This is a genomic window from Pseudoalteromonas sp. JB197, from assembly GCF_002332205.1.
Lineage (GTDB): Bacteria > Pseudomonadota > Gammaproteobacteria > Enterobacterales > Alteromonadaceae > Pseudoalteromonas > Pseudoalteromonas nigrifaciens.
In genome coordinates this window covers 2,665,819-2,681,989 of the sequence record NZ_NRGZ01000001.1, presented here as the reverse complement: position 1 = coordinate 2,681,989, position 16,171 = coordinate 2,665,819, and the positions used below count along the sequence as shown (strand labels likewise).

Sequence of the window (16,171 nt, the reverse complement as noted above, 5' to 3'; positions counted from 1 at the left end):
AGAAGTTAATATTGCTAAAGTAGATATTTACGCAAAGACTTAAAAAATATTATCAGATATTTTCCAAATTCAGTTAATTTGTAGTGATACGAATTAACGCCCTAATTTGCTTGGTAACCATAGCGTTTTGGACCCACCTGACCCCATGCCGAACTCAGTAGTGAAACGAAACAGCGCCGATGATAGTGTAGCATTTGCTATGTGAAAGTAGGACATTGCCAGGCTCCAAATTGTAGAAAGCCCGACTAGAAATAGTCGGGCTTTTTTACGTCTGTAGAAAAGTGAAATGTGGGTGAATAATGTACACAAGTCTCCCGCGTAGGTCGGGCGAGCAACGCGATACCCGATACTCAAATCATAAAAATATCACCACTAGCCAATGAATGTGGTGCATTTGCACTGTGATTTTCTACCGCTGTGGGCACTACGACATTACCAGGATCCAAATTATAGAAAGCTCGACTAGAAATAGTCGGGCTTTTTTACGTCTGCAGAAAAGTGAAAGGCTAAAAGCTAAAAGCCAAAAGCCTTATGAAGAAAGTTGCTTAGCGAGTATGTTAGTTGTGTTTTTAAACTGTTGTTCTAATTGTTTTTTGCCGCTGAGATTTAAATTTTTAATAAGTTGCTCATCGGTATGATGTTGTAAAACTGTTTGAATTAAAAGTTGCTGTTGATTACTTGTTAACTTAGTCATTGCAGCAGGGCTTTGGCTAATTAAACGCCAGAGAGTGGGTGAAATAGTAAAGCGGTTACTGCTGAGTTGCTGTGTAAATAACCTTAACGTATCAGAAGCTATTACCTCATCATTAAATGAGCGCAGTAATGTGCTAACCAGTTGCCATTCTAGTGATTTAAAGTGACTTAATAGGCCATAAAACAGCTCGTATTGAAACTGCTTAATCAGTGACTGCAAACTTTGCTGTGGTGCATTAAGAGATTTAACAACGAGTGTTGCGTGCTCAGCAGTGCTTTTGTCGCGCTGGTAACCTAATTTAACAGCATTAAAGCCTAGGTTTTGCCAAAAGTTTAGCAATTGTGCAGTGGCACCAAAACTAGCACCAAACCAAGTACATTGTTCTTTTACTTGTGACTCGCTATAGCCCAGTAATGCTTTTCCTAGGCCACAATTATGTGAGCTTGGATCAATTGCAATGCGCACAACTCGCGCACTTAAATAAGTTAAAAAACCACTGTTAAAGCTCAGTTGTGCAAGTGTTTGCGCCATTAAATGCCCTTGTGGGCGGCGCTCACCACTTATAACTTGCTCGGTAAGTTCAGGGCTTAAACCGCCTTCTATAGCGATTAAGCATACACCCACTAATAGCTTGTCTATTTTGCTTATAAATATGCGTTGCGATGGCGCATCTAACAACTGGCGTAAATCATTCACACTACTTTGATAATGAGCAAGTGCAAGTAAAGCAACGACTTGGCACAATAGTGCTTCATCAGTTACGAGTTGTTGCTGAGTTACTTCACTATGCTTAGGAATCTGCGATTTATTGCTATTAGTCTCTTGATACTGTGCATCAAGTGCTAATAAACTACGAATATGCTGCTCAAGTGGATCTTGCTTAGCAAAGCGCAATGGCTCATCAAGAGTAATTACTTTAGAAGCTTTGTAGTGGTTTTTAATATATTGACTAAAGCGAATTGTATAGCCTCTACCATTGCCTTCATAACCTACTAAGGTGCTTGCAAATACAATACGAGGATAATGCGCTAACATGCTTAATAACATAGGCACTGGGATAGCAGCAGCTTCATCTACTAAGAGTACGTCACACTCGGGAAGCTCATTTAACAGAGCGTCTGGCGCAATATATTGCATGTTAGCAAGCTGTTTTTGTAATGGATCGTAATTAACATTTAGCTGTGCAGCTAAGTGTTTAAAGCTGCTGTGTGTTGCTCTAAATTGAGTGGCGCAAATAATTACATTTTTATCAGCTAATTTTGCGGCTGCTAGGCCTAATGCGGCTGACTTTCCTCGGCCTCTATCTGCATTGATCAGTAGCGGTCTATTGGCGCGTCCATGAGCTAATTTTACTATTTGTGCTACGCAGTTTTTCTGCGGTTCAAAATCAATATTACTGTGCAGGACATAGTTATAATTATTATTGATGCAGCCAAATTCTTCACTGTAATGCAAGGCCGGTAAGCTTTTAATAATAGAGCTGAAACGCTGATTGAATAAACTATATTGATTGCTGTGGCCATGAGACTGGACACTTTTTAATGCGGGATCTTGCCAGTTATTTAGGTTACCCAGCTCAGGAAGTAATACAAACAATACTCCGCCAGCTCTAACTGTACCAGCAATTGCGGCCAACTTATCGGGGTATAAGCCACTAAAGCCATCGTAAATGGCGTGGGTAAATTCTTGTCCTAATATTTGGTGAATGTGTGCAGGCCATTGAGCATTTTTAAGTGCACAATGTTTAGATAGAGTAAGTGTATTAGTATTTTGTACTAGTGAGTTTGTCAGCTCATAGCACCAATTATCATTGCCAGTAACAAGCACTAGCTGGCGGTGATGCGCGCCAGCTAATTGTTGCTCTAGTTGTATGAGCTGCTTTTTATATAGCTTGTAGTCTTGCATATGCCGTTACTAACCACTTACTACCTAAATCATCAAAGTTGACTTGTACGCGAGATTGCGCACCCGCACCTTCGTAATTAAGTACTGTACCAATACCAAATTTAGCATGCAGTACACGTTGCCCCAAGTTAAAGCCGCTATCTTCAAATGCAGCGTGACTAACTGATGCGCTAAAACGCCCTGCAGCGGGTGGTCGAGATACTTGGGTTTTAATACGAATTTCTTCAACACAGTCCTCGGGAATTTCCCGTAAAAAGCGCGATGGTGTATGGTATTTTTCTTGTCCGTATAAACGACGGCTTTCGGCATGGCTAATATATAGTTTATCCATAGCGCGGGTCATACCTACATAACAAAGGCGGCGTTCTTCTTCTAAACGGCCAGACTCTTCATTACTTTGTTGAGAAGGGAACATACCTTCCTCTACGCCAACCATAAACACTAACGGAAATTCTAAACCTTTAGCTGAGTGCAATGTCATCATTTGTACGGCGTCTTCGTGCTCTTCTGCTTGTCCTTCACCAGATTCAAGCGAGGTATGCGCTAAAAAGCCTTGTAGAGGAGAGCTATATTCTTCTTCCTCAGGCAATTCGTACTGATCGCAAGCGCTAATAAGTTCTTCTAAGTTTTCTACTCGGGCACGGCCTTTTTCACCTTTTTCGGCTTGGTACATTGCCATTAACCCAGAAGTTTGAATAACGTACTTAGCTTGCTCATGTAGCGTTAGATCGCTAATTTTATCTTCAATATGCTCTACTAGTTCGACAAACTTACTCACTGCACCAGAAGCGCGGCCAGATAAATGTTGTTGCTCTACAATTGCTTTTGCTGCATACCAAAGTGGTAACGATTCGGCGCGTGCACAGTCGCGTATATGGCTTAGCGTTTTATCGCCAATACCACGAGCTGGAGTATTAATTACTCGTTCAAATGCAGCATCGTCTTGACGGTTACCTATTATGCGTAAGTACGACAGGGCGTCTTTAATTTCTTGGCGTTCGAAGAATCGCATGCCGCCATAAATACGATACTTTAGGCCTTCTTGTAGCATGGCTTCTTCGAGTACACGTGATTGCGCATTACTTCTATATAAAATAGCCGCATCTTGCAGCGCATTGCCGGCATTTAACCAACTACGCAGTTTACTACTTACAAAACGCGCTTCGTCTAGCTCGTTAAATGCGGCGTAAATAGAAATAGGTTCGCCTTCGTTACCGTCGGTCCATAAGCTTTTACCCATACGCTCTGAGTTATTTTGGATCAGGGCATTTGAGGCTTTTAATATAGTGGCGGTAGAGCGATAGTTTTGCTCAAGACGAATGGTCTCTGCGCTAAAGTCAGTTAAAAAACGTTTAATGTTTTCTATTTTTGCACCGCGCCAACCATAGATACTCTGATCGTCATCGCCAACAATCATAATACTATTGGAGTCGCCAGCAAGTAGTTTTAACCATGCGTATTGTATGGTGTTGGTGTCTTGAAACTCGTCTACTAACATGTGTGCAAAGCGCTGTTGATAATGGTGCAGTAGTGTAGGGTTATTTTTGAGTACTTCGTAGCTGCGCAGTAGTATTTCGGCAAAATCGACTAAGCCTGCTCTGTCGCATGCTTCTTGATACGCCGCGTACACGCGCAGCATCATTTGCTCGTTAATATCGTAGGCTTGAATATCTTTAGGGCGAAGTGCTTCATCTTTTTTAGCGCTTATGTACCAACCAAACTGTTTAGCGGGCCATTTTTTATCATCAATATTCATCGATTTTAATAAACGTTTGATCATACGTAGCTGATCGTCTGAGTCTAAAATTTGAAATGCTTCGGGTAATTTTGCTTCACGGTGGTGCGCGCGTAAAATACGGTGCGACAAACCATGGAAAGTACCAATCCACATACCACCAACCGGCGCTTTTAGCGTCTCTTCAACGCGAGTACGCATCTCTTTAGCTGCTTTATTAGTAAAGGTAACCGCAAAAATACTATACGCTGAGGCTTGCTCAACTTGCATTAGCCAAGCAATACGATGAACCAACACTCGTGTTTTACCAGACCCAGCACCTGCTAATACCAGCATGTTTTGTAGTGGGGCTGCAACGGCATCGCGTTGTTTGTCGTTTAAGCCATCGAGTAATTGTGAAACGTCCATCGTTACGCCTTTTTAATCAATAATGCGGGCAGTATAGCAGGTGTTTTTGTTAGGCTAAATAAAATACTGTTTTTATACACAGCTATTCATAAAATTATGTTCTAAACTAGTAGCTTGATAGCGAATCAAAAACGGAAAAGGTTAAAAAGATATAATAAAAATTGCTAATTTGACCTCAATTTAGTAAAAATCACCACAGCGTTAAACTGATAAAAATACAACTATATGATTTGTAACATTTATTAAATTGGCATAGAGTGTGTAAGTAATTCTATAGCTAAAATATAAAAATTAAATAAACTACAGAGGTTAGTATGTCAGGACAAGGTTCAGGCGGTAACGTAATCGCAGCATTATGTAATATATTTTTCCCGGGGTTGGGGCAGCTAGTGCAAGGGCGTATTCTTGCCGCGCTTATATTCGCTATATTATTTTTTGGTGGTGCGGCATTATGGTTTTTAATTGTGCCAGGAATAATTGCCGCTATTGTATATGTTTGGGCAATTATTGATGCAGCACGTTATAGATCGTGACGTAATTAATATTAAAGCTTTATAAAATAGCGCCTTTTGGCGCTATTTTGCTTTTTAGCGTCTGCAGCTATTTACGTATATAATTGCGCAACTAACGATTTAAAAGTGATACGTATGGAATATCAATTTATTCGCGATCCAATTAGCGGATTACGCATTAAAATAAGTAGCGAGCATGCCATAATTGGCCGCTGGTTAAACGAAGAAATAGGCAAAGATAAAATAGCTATGGTGCAAGCGCTTATTGCATCGGTGAGTTCAAGCTTTGAGCCTTTAACGCTAAAGGGCCAAGAAATAGATTTAATTTTAACGAAAGACGAAGCTCTATTTGAAGCCCATGCTCTGCACCAAGACAGTGAAGATCTTATGGCTTATCAAGACGACGATTTAATGCTTGAAGAAAATGGCCTAAGCAGTGGTTGTGGTTTTGAAGATTTTATAGACCTAATAAACTCATGGCATGAGTTTACGACTTCAAGATAAACATAGTTAGCACACTAATGAAAATATACAGCAATGCACAACAAGCATTTTATCTGTATTATTACACTAATGAAAATTTAGCTAATCAAAAACGACAGGAATTGATATGTCTGCCAATTTAAACAAACTAGTAGTGATGCTAGAAATGCAAAATGCCATGAATACCAAAGTACATGACCAATGGTTTAGCCAAGGGTTTGATTGGTACAGAGCCATTTGGGTTGAGTGTGCAGAAATGCTCGATCATTACGGTTGGAAATGGTGGAAAAAACAAACGCCTGATACCGAACAAGTTATTTTAGAGTTAGTGGATATTTTTCATTTTGGCTTGTCACTCAGAATTGACGGTATCACCAGCTACGAAAAAATAGCTAAACAGCTTGAGCTAGAATTAAGCACTGCCCATCAAGCCGATGACTTTAAGCAAACACTGGAAGTATTGGCGGCATCTGCTGTCGCAGATAAAACTTTTAATGCGGCTGCTTTTGCAGGTTGTATGGCACAAATAGGTATGAATATTGACGATTTATACCGAGGTTATGTAGGTAAAAATACCTTAAACTTCTTCCGCCAAGATCATGGCTATAAAGATGGCAGTTACATTAAAGTGTGGGATGGCCAAGAAGATAACGAGCATTTAGTAGAAGTTGTTAAAAGCCTTAATACCGAACATGCAGATTTTGCAAAATTAGTGTACGAAGGCTTAGAGGCACGATATCCAACAAAATAGTTTGCGCTAAAATAATTAAATTAGCTTGCGATAGTCGGTAACATTTAAGTAATCGGCTATATCGTTATGTGGTTGTTGGCTGTCTGGGTTAGCAACCGCAAGCAAGTGTTCAATACCGTATTGGCGTGCTGCGTTGAGCACAGGAACACTATCATCAACAAAAAGCGTACGGCTTTTATTAAATCCTAAGTCACTTTGCACCTGTTGCCATAAGCTTTGCTGCTCTTTACTTACCCCATATTCATGAGTCGATACGACTCCATCTAAGTAGTTATCAATTGCAGTTTGCTCAAATTTAAGCATTACACACTCAGGGTGGGCGTTAGTAAGTAAAATTAACTCTTTACCTGCTTTTTTAAGTTCAGTTAAAAAGTACGGCACATCGTCGCGCACTTTTATTAAGTGCTTAGACTGTCGCTTTAGTTCCATAATAGGCAGGTTTAACTGTTGCTCCCAATAATCTGAGCAGTACCATTGTATTTTTCCGCTAACGGCTTGGTAGCGTTTTGAAATATCAGCTTGCGCTGCTTCAAAGCTAATATTTTTTGCTAATGCGTGCTGTTGTGGAATAACGTTAAGCCAAAAATGGCTATCGTAATGTAAATCGAGTAATGTTCCATCCATATCGAGTAAAACTGTATCGATTTTTGACCAATTTAGCATGGGCTTTTCCCTGTGAAAAGTTTATGATTAAGCACAACTGCCATGATAGCAAATTAACGCCAATGACACAGAAAAAGCACCCTATACCACCGCAAATCCTCAGTAATAAAGTTGTAGCTAAAAGTCGCTTATTTACCGTGGAATCTTTAGAACTTAAATTCTCTAATAACGAAGAACGTCAATATGAGCGAATTCGTGGCGGCGGGCGAGGTGCAGTAATGATTGTGCCGTTAACTAAAGATAACGAATTACTACTAGTGCGAGAATATTGCGCTGGTACTAACGACTATCAACTGGGTTTTCCTAAAGGGTTAATTGACCCAGGTGAAACACCAGAGCAAGCCGCTAACCGTGAACTTAAAGAAGAAGTTGGTTTTGGTGCAGATTACCTAAAACGATTAAAAGCGGTATCTATAGCGCCAAGTCATTTTAATACCACCATGCACATTATGGTCGCTAAACAATTGTATTCACAAACATTGCCCGGTGATGAGCCAGAGCCACTGGTCGTTGTTAAGTGGCCATTAACCGATTGGCGGTCATTATTAACACAAGACGATTTTACCGAAGCACGCAGTGTAGCTGCTTTATTATTATTAGATCAGTATTTAGCATCAGGAGTCATTGATGAATAAATTACTAGAGCCTTGTATATTATTGGCTGAGCGTGCTGGTGATGCCATTATGGCTATTTATAAAAATGGTGATATTGGCAAAGAGCAAAAGCTAGACAACACACCAGTTACTAAAGCTGATCTTGCTGCTAACGACGTACTTGTGGCTGGTTTAGAGGCATTAGCACCCAATATTCCTATTATGTCAGAAGAAACACCGATCCCAGCATTAGCCGATAGGCAGCATTGGCAACGTTATTGGTTACTTGATCCTATGGATGGTACCGGAGAATTTATTTTAGAAAGTGGCGACTTTGCGGTAAATATAGCACTCATTGAGAATAACCAACCTGTGCTGGGAGTTATTCATTGGCCAACAAAAGGGGTAACCTATTTTGCGAGCGCCGATAATGGGGCATTTAAGCGTAAAAATGGTAGCGATAAGCAAATATTTGTAGCCTCACCCGATAACTTAACGGTTGCAGTGAGCCGCCGCCAAAAAATTGAAGCAGTGAGCCAGTACCTTAACGCCCAATTTACTACCGTTGCTTTAGGGTCATGCTCTTTAAAGGCATGTATTGTAGCAGAAGGAAAGGCTGACTGTTTTTTAAGAATAGGCCCCACTGGTGAGTGGGATACGGGCGCATCACAAATTATAGTTGAGCAAGCTGGCGGCAGTATTACCGATGCAGAGTTTAACCCACTAACTTATAATCAGCGTGAAAGCACTGAAAATCCAGACTTCATTGTAATGGGGCACCCTGATTGGGAGTGGCAAAAAATGATTAACCCACATTAATGGGAATGCTTATAACACCACTTGCTTGCTTTTTGTTCACTTAAACAATAATAATAACTAAAGCCTTGCATTATATGTTTATTCCTATATAGTAGCGCTCTCTTCAAGGCAGGCTCGTAAATATTACGGATTTGTTTTAAAGAAATTACAGGCGCGGGATGGAGCAGTCTGGTAGCTCGTCGGGCTCATAACCCGAAGGTCGTCGGTTCAAATCCGGCTCCCGCAACCAATTTCCTTTAGAGGATTGAGGTTACTGTAAATGTTAGTTAAGGAAAAGCTTGTCGGTCTCAGCTCTTCATTAGCCAGCAAAGGTAGTCGTTTTAAATTCGGCTCCCGCAACCAATTTCCTTTAGAGGATTGAGGTTACTGTAAACTCTAGCTTAAGAGATAAAATAAAGTAGTCGATAGACTTAAAATATACAGGCGCGGGATGGAGCAGTCTGGTAGCTCGTCGGGCTCATAACCCGAAGGTCGTCGGTTCAAATCCGGCTCCCGCAACCAATTTCTAATTGGAAGCTAAGTTGTAATGTAAGCAACTTTAAATAAGTATACAATTTCAGGCGCGGGATGGAGCAGTCTGGTAGCTCGTCGGGCTCATAACCCGAAGGTCGTCGGTTCAAATCCGGCTCCCGCAACCACTGAAATAAATAAGAATAAACAGACACTCTTAAAGAGTGTTTTTTTATGTCTGAAATTTAGTGAGTGACTCATAACCCGAAGGTCGTCGTCACTGCGTGATGCGTTCGCTCTTCATAAACCCTGGCTCCCGCAACCACTGAAATAAATAAGAATAAACAGACACTCTTAAAGAGTGTTTTTTTATGTCTGAAATTTAGTGAGTGACTCATAACCCGAAGGTCGTCGTCACTGCGTGATGCGTTCGCTCTTCATAAACCCTGGCTCCCGCAACCACTGAAATAAATAAGAATAAACAGACACTCTTAAAGAGTGTTTTTTTATGTCTAAAATTTAGTGAGTGACTCATAACCCGAAGGTCGTCGTCACTGCGTGATGCGTTCGCTCTTCATAAACCCTGGCTCCCGCAACCACTGAAATAAATAAGAATAAACAGACACTCTTAAAGAGTGTTTTTTTATGTCTAAAGTTTGGCGAATGACTTACAACCCAAAAGCCGTCGCTTTACTGTTTACCACGTTCAATTGGCTAATCAGGAAGGAGTAATAAACGGCTATAAAGGTTAATTTAACTCATAGGGTTTATAGACTAGTTTTGAATATAAAAGGAACTTAGCAGCTTAATTAGTGCTAAAAGTAGTTATTTTTTCAAACTTAGCGTAGCTTATGTAGCAGTAACGTAAATATTTTAGCAAGAGTAGGCATGACAGAACTTTACCACTGGTTTGATCTAATAGGTGTTGCAGTATTTGCCATATCGGGCACCTTGGTAGCGTATGAAAAGAAGATGGATGGCTTTGGTGTTGTTGTACTTGCTACCGTAACCGCTATCGGCGGAGGAACTGTTCGCGATGTGATATTAAATGTTCCGGTATTTTGGCTGCACGACCAAAGTTATTTTGCTGCAATTTTAGCTGCAATACTACTAACAACGCGACTAATAAATAAGCAAAGAACCATACCCCACTATAACTTACAAATTGCCGATGCGTTTGGTTTAGCTTTTTTTGCCGTGATGGGCACACAAAAAGCATTGCTTGCCGGTATGCCAGATATGACAGCAGTGATTATGGGGGTTATTACTGGATGTTTTGGTGGCCTAATTCGTGATGTACTTGCCCGAGAGATCCCCATGCTGTTAAAGGGCGAGCTTTATGCAACCACCTGTATAGCAGGGGGAATAGTGTACACCTTGTGTATTAACTTTTCGCTTATCGTTGAAGTTGCGATGATTTTGAGTATGTTGATGACTCTATTACTGCGTTTTGCAGCCATAAAATGGGGTATTGTATTACACGTTTTTAAATATCCCGACTAAACTAAAGCTAAAGGGTATTTATTAGGATAGGGAATGTCGTTAGCTCGCATATATTCTCGTGCTCAGGTGGGCATAAATGCCCCCGAAGTGATTGTAGAGGTGCATTTAGGTAATGGTTTGCCTGCTTTTCATATTGTCGGTTTGCCCGAGGCTTCGGTTAAAGAATCTAAAGACAGAGTGCGTAGCGCACTTGAAAATTCTAAGTTTGGTTTTCCCGATCAACGTATTACTGTTAATTTAGCCCCTGCCGATTTACCAAAAGACGGTGGCCGATTCGATCTTGCTATTGCTGTAGGTATTTTAGTCGCCTCAGGGCAAATAGTGTGCTCTGACATTCATAAATATGAATTTTATGGGGAGCTGGCACTTAACGGTGAGATACGTGGCGTAAATGCTATTTTGCCCTCGGTGCTTGCTGCTAAAGAGCAGGACCGTTGCTGTTTTTTACCACTGGCAAATGATAGCTTAGCCAGTTTAGTTAACGGGGTTAAACGCAAAGCCGTAAGCTCTATTGCAGAAGTGTGGGGTGATTTACTTAATCAGCAACCACTGCCGTTAAATATACAATACCCAGATTGCACGCAAGCTCCTGATTTTTTGCTTGATTTAAGTGATGTGAAAGGCCAGCCTGGGGCAAAGCGAGTACTCGAAATTGCCGCTGCAGGAGGCCATAACTTACTATTTTTAGGACCCCCTGGTACGGGTAAGTCAATGCTGGCTCAACGTATGGCAACCATTATGCCAACCATGTCAGATGATGAAGCAATTGCTACTGCGGCGCTTTATTCTATTATTGGCCAGTCGATTGATTTAACTAATTGGCGACAACGGCCATTTCGCAATCCTCACCATACCTGCTCTGCCGTTGCATTAGTCGGTGGCTCGTGTTGAATATACAAATAATTGTCTAAAGTTACAAATAGATGTCATCTTACTAAAAAAGCGTTATTATCCAGTTATCATTATAAGATGTGGAATTGGAATTTTTGTCATACTTTAATGCTAGTCATTTAGAAAGAGAAGAGTGGTTTTGCTCTCCAGATTTATCTCCATTTTTTGAAAGAAATACTGTTAGTGGTTTTCTTAAAAAAAATCACGAATATGTTGCCACTTGGTATGACTATAAACTCGTTACTGAAAAGACAAACACCTTAGTCGCTGTAAAGTTTATCGAATTGACTAAACCCACTTATATCGGTAAAAACGGTGACGAATATCAAAGTTGTGTGGTAGTTAAAGTTCCTATTAATTACTTACATAAAATACCATTCGGTAGTATCTGGCTTAACGGCATATCAAATCAACGTTTTAAGTTGCAGACCTATACAGTTACTATTAATGAAGATAGAAATAACCTGTCCATTAAATCAATTGCTTGGGCTAGGTTTAATAATGAAACACCCTCATTTGAATTTCAGAAGTACATCCACTCGAGTGATATTAATAAATTTGAATGGGATAAAAATCAGTTATTGACGATAGAAAATGACGGCGTTAAATATGCAATACATCCACTGCAATTTTTCATTACTCATTATGGCTACTCTATAGAAATTAATCGTATTCTTTCAGTTTATAATTGGCAAAAAGTAGAAGAAAAACTAAAGCTTAATGACAACCCTAACGTTGATTGTGAGTTGCCGGTGGTGTTGCCGCGCAATCTATCACATAAAGATGCTACTTTTCTATATCATCTGAGATATGATAATTATACAAAAAACAAAATAAAAAAATTAAACTTTCAGATATTGAATTCTAAAGGTAATGATGGGACATATAAAATTCCTTGTTGGCATACTCAAGCCATTACACTTTCTTTTTATGGAATATCTTTAGGTCGTAGTGTGCTTTGTATGCAAATTACGGGTATGACCGTACCTCAGGGAGAGGATATCAACTTATGTTTAGCGCCCAAAGCTGTAACTAAAAAAGTTAAGTTATCCGAGTCTGATGGTAGTGATATTGTTAAATACCGCACTATTAAACAAGAGCGTGAACATGAAATGGAACAAGTGGATACAGCCCTGAATCCTATAAACAACCTTGTTACTACCAGTGTTATAGAGCAATTAAAGTTAATAGGCCAAGAACGGAAAATTAATAAAATTCAAGATATAAATACCCATGAAAACCTTCTGAACACAAAACTAATTTCTTACGAAGAACCTACAAACTTTGGTGTTGGTGAAAAATATGGTGCATTAGGCGGTACAGGTATGGCTAATTGTTTCTACGACGTTATATATAGCGATGTAGGTGATGATGAAAAAACTCGTTTGGATATTGTATGGGAGCATGCAATACGGCTACGGACAGAGTTGGGAGCCAAAGTTTGTTGGTATACACCTAAATGTGGATTTAAAGAGAATGATGATTTTAGACTGATCTCGTTAAGTAAAATATGTAGCCAGTTGGATACTAATTATCCACCGAATGCATTGATTATCAGAGTTGATATCCAAGAGCAGGCTTTTTGTATATTTAGTTTTCCAGAAAGTAAAAAAGGGTCGGGATTTAGTAGCGTAGTGTATAAGGTTGATGATATTTCTATATTTTTCAATGATGATATATGTGATGGTAGTTGTGACACTTTACTTAAGATACTAGTTGAGATTGTATCGTTGAACTCTATTGGTTCTGACTATGTAAATTCTAAAAATGGAAATATGGCTAAGTTTATCCATAGACCAGGAGTAAATAATAATTGGGTTATAAATGGAATTGGTAACTTAAGTACGACTACTTAATATTCAAAAACCTTAGTAAAATGTAATTGTTTAACATTCAAAAAAAAGGAAAATAGTGACTATAACGCGTAAAGATCATACATCATATCAATTATTATATGTACATCCCCATACTCAAAGGCCTGGTTGTGATGGAACCTTCTATTGTCTAGCGAAAATAAGAGACACTTCATCAGTAGATAAAGCTGTTTCAGAAAAATATCGAGTGTCTATAAACCTTAGTCTTTTTGAATCCTCAAAAGAAGAATGCTGGTATGAAGGTAGAGTGATTGAAAATCCGAGTTTTGATATCACGATGAGCCGTTATGGTGACAACAAGTACTATATAAATACAAAGCATTTTTATGTTGATACACCTTGGGCAAAAGATAGAGGTTTGGGAAAATATATGATGATAAAAATTCTCAACCAACTCAAAAGTAAAGTTGATCATAACTTTGTTGGAGAGCTTTTTTTTAGCTTGGCTGCTAGTCAGGGGAAGGATCATAAAGAGAGGACTTTACGTAATCATTTTTACAAAAATATCGGTTGCACACTAAAGGGGCACAAAGACAATCCAGATGCATGGAATATGATAGAACATGCTCATGCCTTAATTAATTTTGATTTATTGCCTAAATCATGGAATGAAGAAAAGGTTGAAGAAATCTCATTAGAAAAAGGGTTTCAACATCTTTTTTCTGAGCGAAATAGATTATTGCAGACTATTGATAAACAGAATTCATCGTTGGATTATCATAAAGGGAATACTATTATTCTAAATAAATGGAAATCTCGCATAGAAGTGTTTTTGATAAGAGCTACTCAGCTTGCTTTTGTATTTATTATAGCAACAAGTGCCATTGATTGGCTTAAGGGGAATTCGTAAAAGTCTACCTTAACGAATTTCGACCTTTAGCTCTATTTTTAAAAGGTTTAGTTACCCTAACCAACGACTATGTAAAGCCAATTTTGATTAGTGTACTTATTTGCTTGTACGATTATTAAAACTGCCAATCTATTTTAGAGCTCTAATGAAGCTTAATCCCTACCTCCACCTAGCTCTTTTAATACTTATAGTGATTTATACACGGACTTTAAGTAAGCACTCATAGTCATCTATGATGTCATCCCGAAACGACTTAAAATCAGTCACAATTGAAATACGCCTGCCTTGTTGTGTCATAATTTTTTCAAGTGTAATAAGAAATGAGTTAATTAACGGTCCTGACAAATCTTTACTCAAATCTACTTTCTTGTCATTATTTTGCACCTCAATAGCTATTTTTAAAACTTCCTTTAATGGCTTATCATTACTAGCATAAATAAACTGTTCCTGTTCTGTTTTATTCACCCATTTCTCAAAAAATTTATCCAATAGAAATAAATCCCATGTCATATTAGTCAAGTGCTTTTTATTTTCCTCCGCTGTTAGTTTTGGAGAATATTTCATTAATTTCGGGATGCTTTGCATACCGAATAGTTTTATTGCAAAGCAAGTTGCGACTAATGAAAATAAGAACTCTTCATGGCACCAACACCAGAAAGACTCAAGCTTACTCTCGTTGGATAAACTATTTTCACAAAAGTACAACTCTGTTATTTTGAGGACAAACACATATAATGTATCCCATTTTTTAAGCTTTTGATACTTGGTTAGTTGGGCTTTAAGCTGTAATCGCTCTAGCTCTTCTGGATAAGGTAGTTCGATATTATTTGTGTGTCCAAGAGAAAATAGAGCTAACAAGTCAATATCTGCATTATCAATCTGACGGAAGAGTATTAAGTCATCAATTAGTTCGTCAGGACACTGATTTTTATAGTTCAGTTTTTCGTAAATAGCTATCGTAGGGTCAAATTTTACATTTGTAAGCTTCGCAAAAACCACCAGAGCTATTGCACTTCTATGTAAGTTGTTATTTTTTGATTTTTTAAATGCATTCAACACGTATTGATATATATTTAGATCCAAATGGATTGTGTACTCGGTGTGTTGTTTTTTGAAATTGTGCAAAAAACCAGCTGGATTATAGATTTCCTCCTTTTTATTCAAAGGAAATGAATGAATAAACCAATCCTGTTTACTAAGCAGTTCGATTATCTGTTTTGTATATGACGGAAATTGATAAATCATGGACTCCACTCTAGCTATTTTTTCTTTTTGAAGGGTAACTAAAAATACGTGAATTTAGCCCACTTCTACTGATGTCGCACATATATCAATATAATAAATTACAAAGATTATTGTCTCAGTAAAATTATTAGGAAAAAGTATACACCCAACCTTAGTAAACGAACATAGAACTCTTAAGGGGATTGTTACTGAACCAAGCTGTTTGATAAAGATAACTCTTTTTCTCGATCTATTAGGGTATTAATCATTTTCATAGCCCCCTTACTTAAAACATATCTACTATGACTTACCCGAAAAGCAAAGCCTCTCTTTTTGATAAACTCAAGAGCATCTATTGGAGTTTTTAGCTTCAAAGCTTTAAATATTGCACCTGTTGTTTCATCCTTACACAATGCAGCAACATCATTTCCTGTAATTCCTTGTACAGGCTCTTCTAACAAGGCAAGCGGTTGCCCACGCTGTGTCATAAATCGACTTATTAATGTTAATATCGCAATTATTTTTAAAGATGTTTCATCGAATACCGCATCTTCACTTTCACTTTCAGCTATTGATTTAAGAGAAAAAAATTCTCCACTTTCGTCATGAATGAGCTCATAACCTAAATGCCGGTAAAGGCAATTGTAGTGGTTCTCATGCTTGCGAATTTCAAGATAAAGAGTTGATTCTAAAAGTTTGGCTTGTGATGTTATGTATTCTTTTCTATTAATGACGCTACCAGTATAAAAAGCACGATAAATTTTTTGGGATAGAAGTTCATCAGCGTCTAAAAATGTATTACGTTCAATATTCAT

At 38.5% G+C, this 16,171-nt stretch carries 13 protein-coding genes, 3 tRNA genes, 1 rRNA gene and 1 pseudogene; 13 read left to right on the top strand and 5 right to left on the bottom strand.

What is annotated here, in order from left to right; translation table 11 throughout:
* The first annotated feature begins 109 nt into the window (after positions 1-109).
* Positions 110-224: ribosomal RNA gene (gene rrf, locus CIK86_RS12715) — 5S ribosomal RNA — on the top strand.
* Between the two features lie 305 nt (positions 225-529).
* On the opposite strand, the gene CIK86_RS12710 is transcribed toward rrf, so the two are convergent.
* Together CIK86_RS12710 and uvrD are read right to left on the bottom strand one after the other, a co-directional pair.
* The gene (locus CIK86_RS12710; RefSeq protein WP_086994350.1) at positions 530-2,599 is read right to left on the bottom strand and encodes a GNAT family N-acetyltransferase; all 2,070 of its coding nucleotides are present in this window, start codon (positions 2,597-2,599) and stop codon (positions 530-532) included.
* The gene (gene uvrD / locus CIK86_RS12705; protein ID WP_086994347.1) at positions 2,577-4,742 is read right to left on the bottom strand and encodes a DNA helicase II; all 2,166 of its coding nucleotides are present in this window, start codon (positions 4,740-4,742) and stop codon (positions 2,577-2,579) included. The genes CIK86_RS12710 and uvrD overlap by 23 nt, the downstream gene beginning before the upstream one ends.
* Before the next feature lie 314 nt (positions 4,743-5,056).
* Between uvrD and CIK86_RS12700 the strand changes: the two genes are divergently transcribed.
* The 3 genes from CIK86_RS12700 to CIK86_RS12690 all read left to right on the top strand — a co-directional run bounded on the left by CIK86_RS12700 (position 5,057) and on the right by CIK86_RS12690 (position 6,488).
* Entirely contained in the window at positions 5,057-5,275 is a 219-nt protein-coding gene (locus tag CIK86_RS12700) for a hypothetical protein (protein WP_011326845.1), read from the top strand.
* Positions 5,276-5,389: 114 nt separating this feature from the next.
* Positions 5,390-5,758: a YacL family protein gene (locus CIK86_RS12695; RefSeq protein ID WP_011326846.1), complete on the top strand. Its 369-nt coding sequence runs from the start codon at positions 5,390-5,392 to the stop codon at positions 5,756-5,758.
* A 106-nt stretch (positions 5,759-5,864) separates the two neighbouring features.
* Positions 5,865-6,488, top strand: coding sequence for a dUTP diphosphatase (locus CIK86_RS12690; protein WP_086994344.1), 624 nt, complete (start codon positions 5,865-5,867; stop codon positions 6,486-6,488).
* A 15-nt stretch (positions 6,489-6,503) separates the two neighbouring features.
* On the opposite strand, the gene yrfG is transcribed toward CIK86_RS12690, so the two are convergent.
* Positions 6,504-7,151, bottom strand: a complete 648-nt coding sequence (yrfG, locus tag CIK86_RS12685) for a GMP/IMP nucleotidase (RefSeq protein ID WP_011326848.1) — start codon at positions 7,149-7,151, stop codon at positions 6,504-6,506.
* Positions 7,152-7,213: 62 nt separating this feature from the next.
* Between yrfG and nudE the strand changes: the two genes are divergently transcribed.
* The 9 genes and pseudogenes from nudE (at position 7,214) to CIK86_RS12640 (ending at position 14,132) form a co-directional block, all read left to right on the top strand.
* Positions 7,214-7,786: an ADP compounds hydrolase NudE gene (gene nudE, locus CIK86_RS12680; protein ID WP_011326849.1), complete on the top strand. Its 573-nt coding sequence runs from the start codon at positions 7,214-7,216 to the stop codon at positions 7,784-7,786.
* On the top strand, positions 7,779-8,564 hold the full coding sequence (gene cysQ / locus CIK86_RS12675; protein ID WP_011326850.1) for a 3'(2'),5'-bisphosphate nucleotidase CysQ: 786 nt from the start codon (positions 7,779-7,781) through the stop codon (positions 8,562-8,564). Before nudE ends, cysQ begins: the two co-directional genes overlap by 8 nt.
* A 152-nt stretch (positions 8,565-8,716) precedes the next feature.
* Positions 8,717-8,793, top strand: a tRNA-Met gene (locus CIK86_RS12670).
* Between the two features lie 195 nt (positions 8,794-8,988).
* Positions 8,989-9,065, top strand: a tRNA-Met gene (locus CIK86_RS12665).
* Positions 9,066-9,125: 60 nt separating this feature from the next.
* A tRNA-Met gene (locus CIK86_RS12660) sits at positions 9,126-9,202 on the top strand.
* Positions 9,203-9,902: 700 nt separating this feature from the next.
* Entirely contained in the window at positions 9,903-10,517 is a 615-nt protein-coding gene (locus tag CIK86_RS12655) for a trimeric intracellular cation channel family protein (RefSeq protein ID WP_011326851.1), read from the top strand.
* 33 nt (positions 10,518-10,550) lie between these two features.
* Positions 10,551-11,402 (top strand): annotated as a pseudogene (locus tag CIK86_RS12650) (magnesium chelatase domain-containing protein); the annotation flags it as partial.
* A 92-nt stretch (positions 11,403-11,494) separates the two neighbouring features.
* Positions 11,495-13,264 carry a hypothetical protein gene (locus tag CIK86_RS12645; protein ID WP_217896475.1) on the top strand — a complete coding sequence of 590 codons (1,770 nt, stop codon included), beginning with the start codon at positions 11,495-11,497 and terminating at the stop codon, positions 13,262-13,264.
* A 55-nt stretch (positions 13,265-13,319) separates the two neighbouring features.
* Positions 13,320-14,132, top strand: a complete 813-nt coding sequence (locus CIK86_RS12640; RefSeq protein WP_086994790.1) for a hypothetical protein — start codon at positions 13,320-13,322, stop codon at positions 14,130-14,132.
* Between the two features lie 195 nt (positions 14,133-14,327).
* On the opposite strand, the gene CIK86_RS12635 is transcribed toward CIK86_RS12640, so the two are convergent.
* Together CIK86_RS12635 and CIK86_RS12630 are read right to left on the bottom strand one after the other, a co-directional pair.
* Positions 14,328-15,377, bottom strand: coding sequence for a hypothetical protein (locus CIK86_RS12635; protein ID WP_086994787.1), 1,050 nt, complete (start codon positions 15,375-15,377; stop codon positions 14,328-14,330).
* 185 nt (positions 15,378-15,562) lie between these two features.
* Complete coding sequence (locus tag CIK86_RS12630; protein ID WP_086994784.1) at positions 15,563-16,171, bottom strand: hypothetical protein; 609 nt, start codon at positions 16,169-16,171, stop codon at positions 15,563-15,565.

Bases quoted from the DNA above. Each gene is read 5' to 3' on its own strand.
- CIK86_RS12710 (WP_086994350.1), bottom strand. From the start codon at position 2,599: ATGCAAGACTACAAGCTATATAAAAAGCAGCTCATACAACTAGAGCAA.
- uvrD (WP_086994347.1), bottom strand. From the start codon at position 4,742: ATGGACGTTTCACAATTACTCGATGGCTTAAACGACAAACAACGCGAT.
- CIK86_RS12700 (WP_011326845.1), top strand. From the start codon at position 5,057: ATGTCAGGACAAGGTTCAGGCGGTAACGTAATCGCAGCATTATGTAAT.
- CIK86_RS12695 (WP_011326846.1), top strand. From the start codon at position 5,390: ATGGAATATCAATTTATTCGCGATCCAATTAGCGGATTACGCATTAAA.
- CIK86_RS12690 (WP_086994344.1), top strand. From the start codon at position 5,865: ATGTCTGCCAATTTAAACAAACTAGTAGTGATGCTAGAAATGCAAAAT.
- yrfG (WP_011326848.1), bottom strand. From the start codon at position 7,151: ATGCTAAATTGGTCAAAAATCGATACAGTTTTACTCGATATGGATGGA.
- nudE (WP_011326849.1), top strand. From the start codon at position 7,214: ATGACACAGAAAAAGCACCCTATACCACCGCAAATCCTCAGTAATAAA.
- cysQ (WP_011326850.1), top strand. From the start codon at position 7,779: ATGAATAAATTACTAGAGCCTTGTATATTATTGGCTGAGCGTGCTGGT.
- CIK86_RS12655 (WP_011326851.1), top strand. From the start codon at position 9,903: ATGACAGAACTTTACCACTGGTTTGATCTAATAGGTGTTGCAGTATTT.
- CIK86_RS12635 (WP_086994787.1), bottom strand. From the start codon at position 15,377: ATGATTTATCAATTTCCGTCATATACAAAACAGATAATCGAACTGCTT.
- CIK86_RS12630 (WP_086994784.1), bottom strand. From the start codon at position 16,171: ATGAATATTGAACGTAATACATTTTTAGACGCTGATGAACTTCTATCC.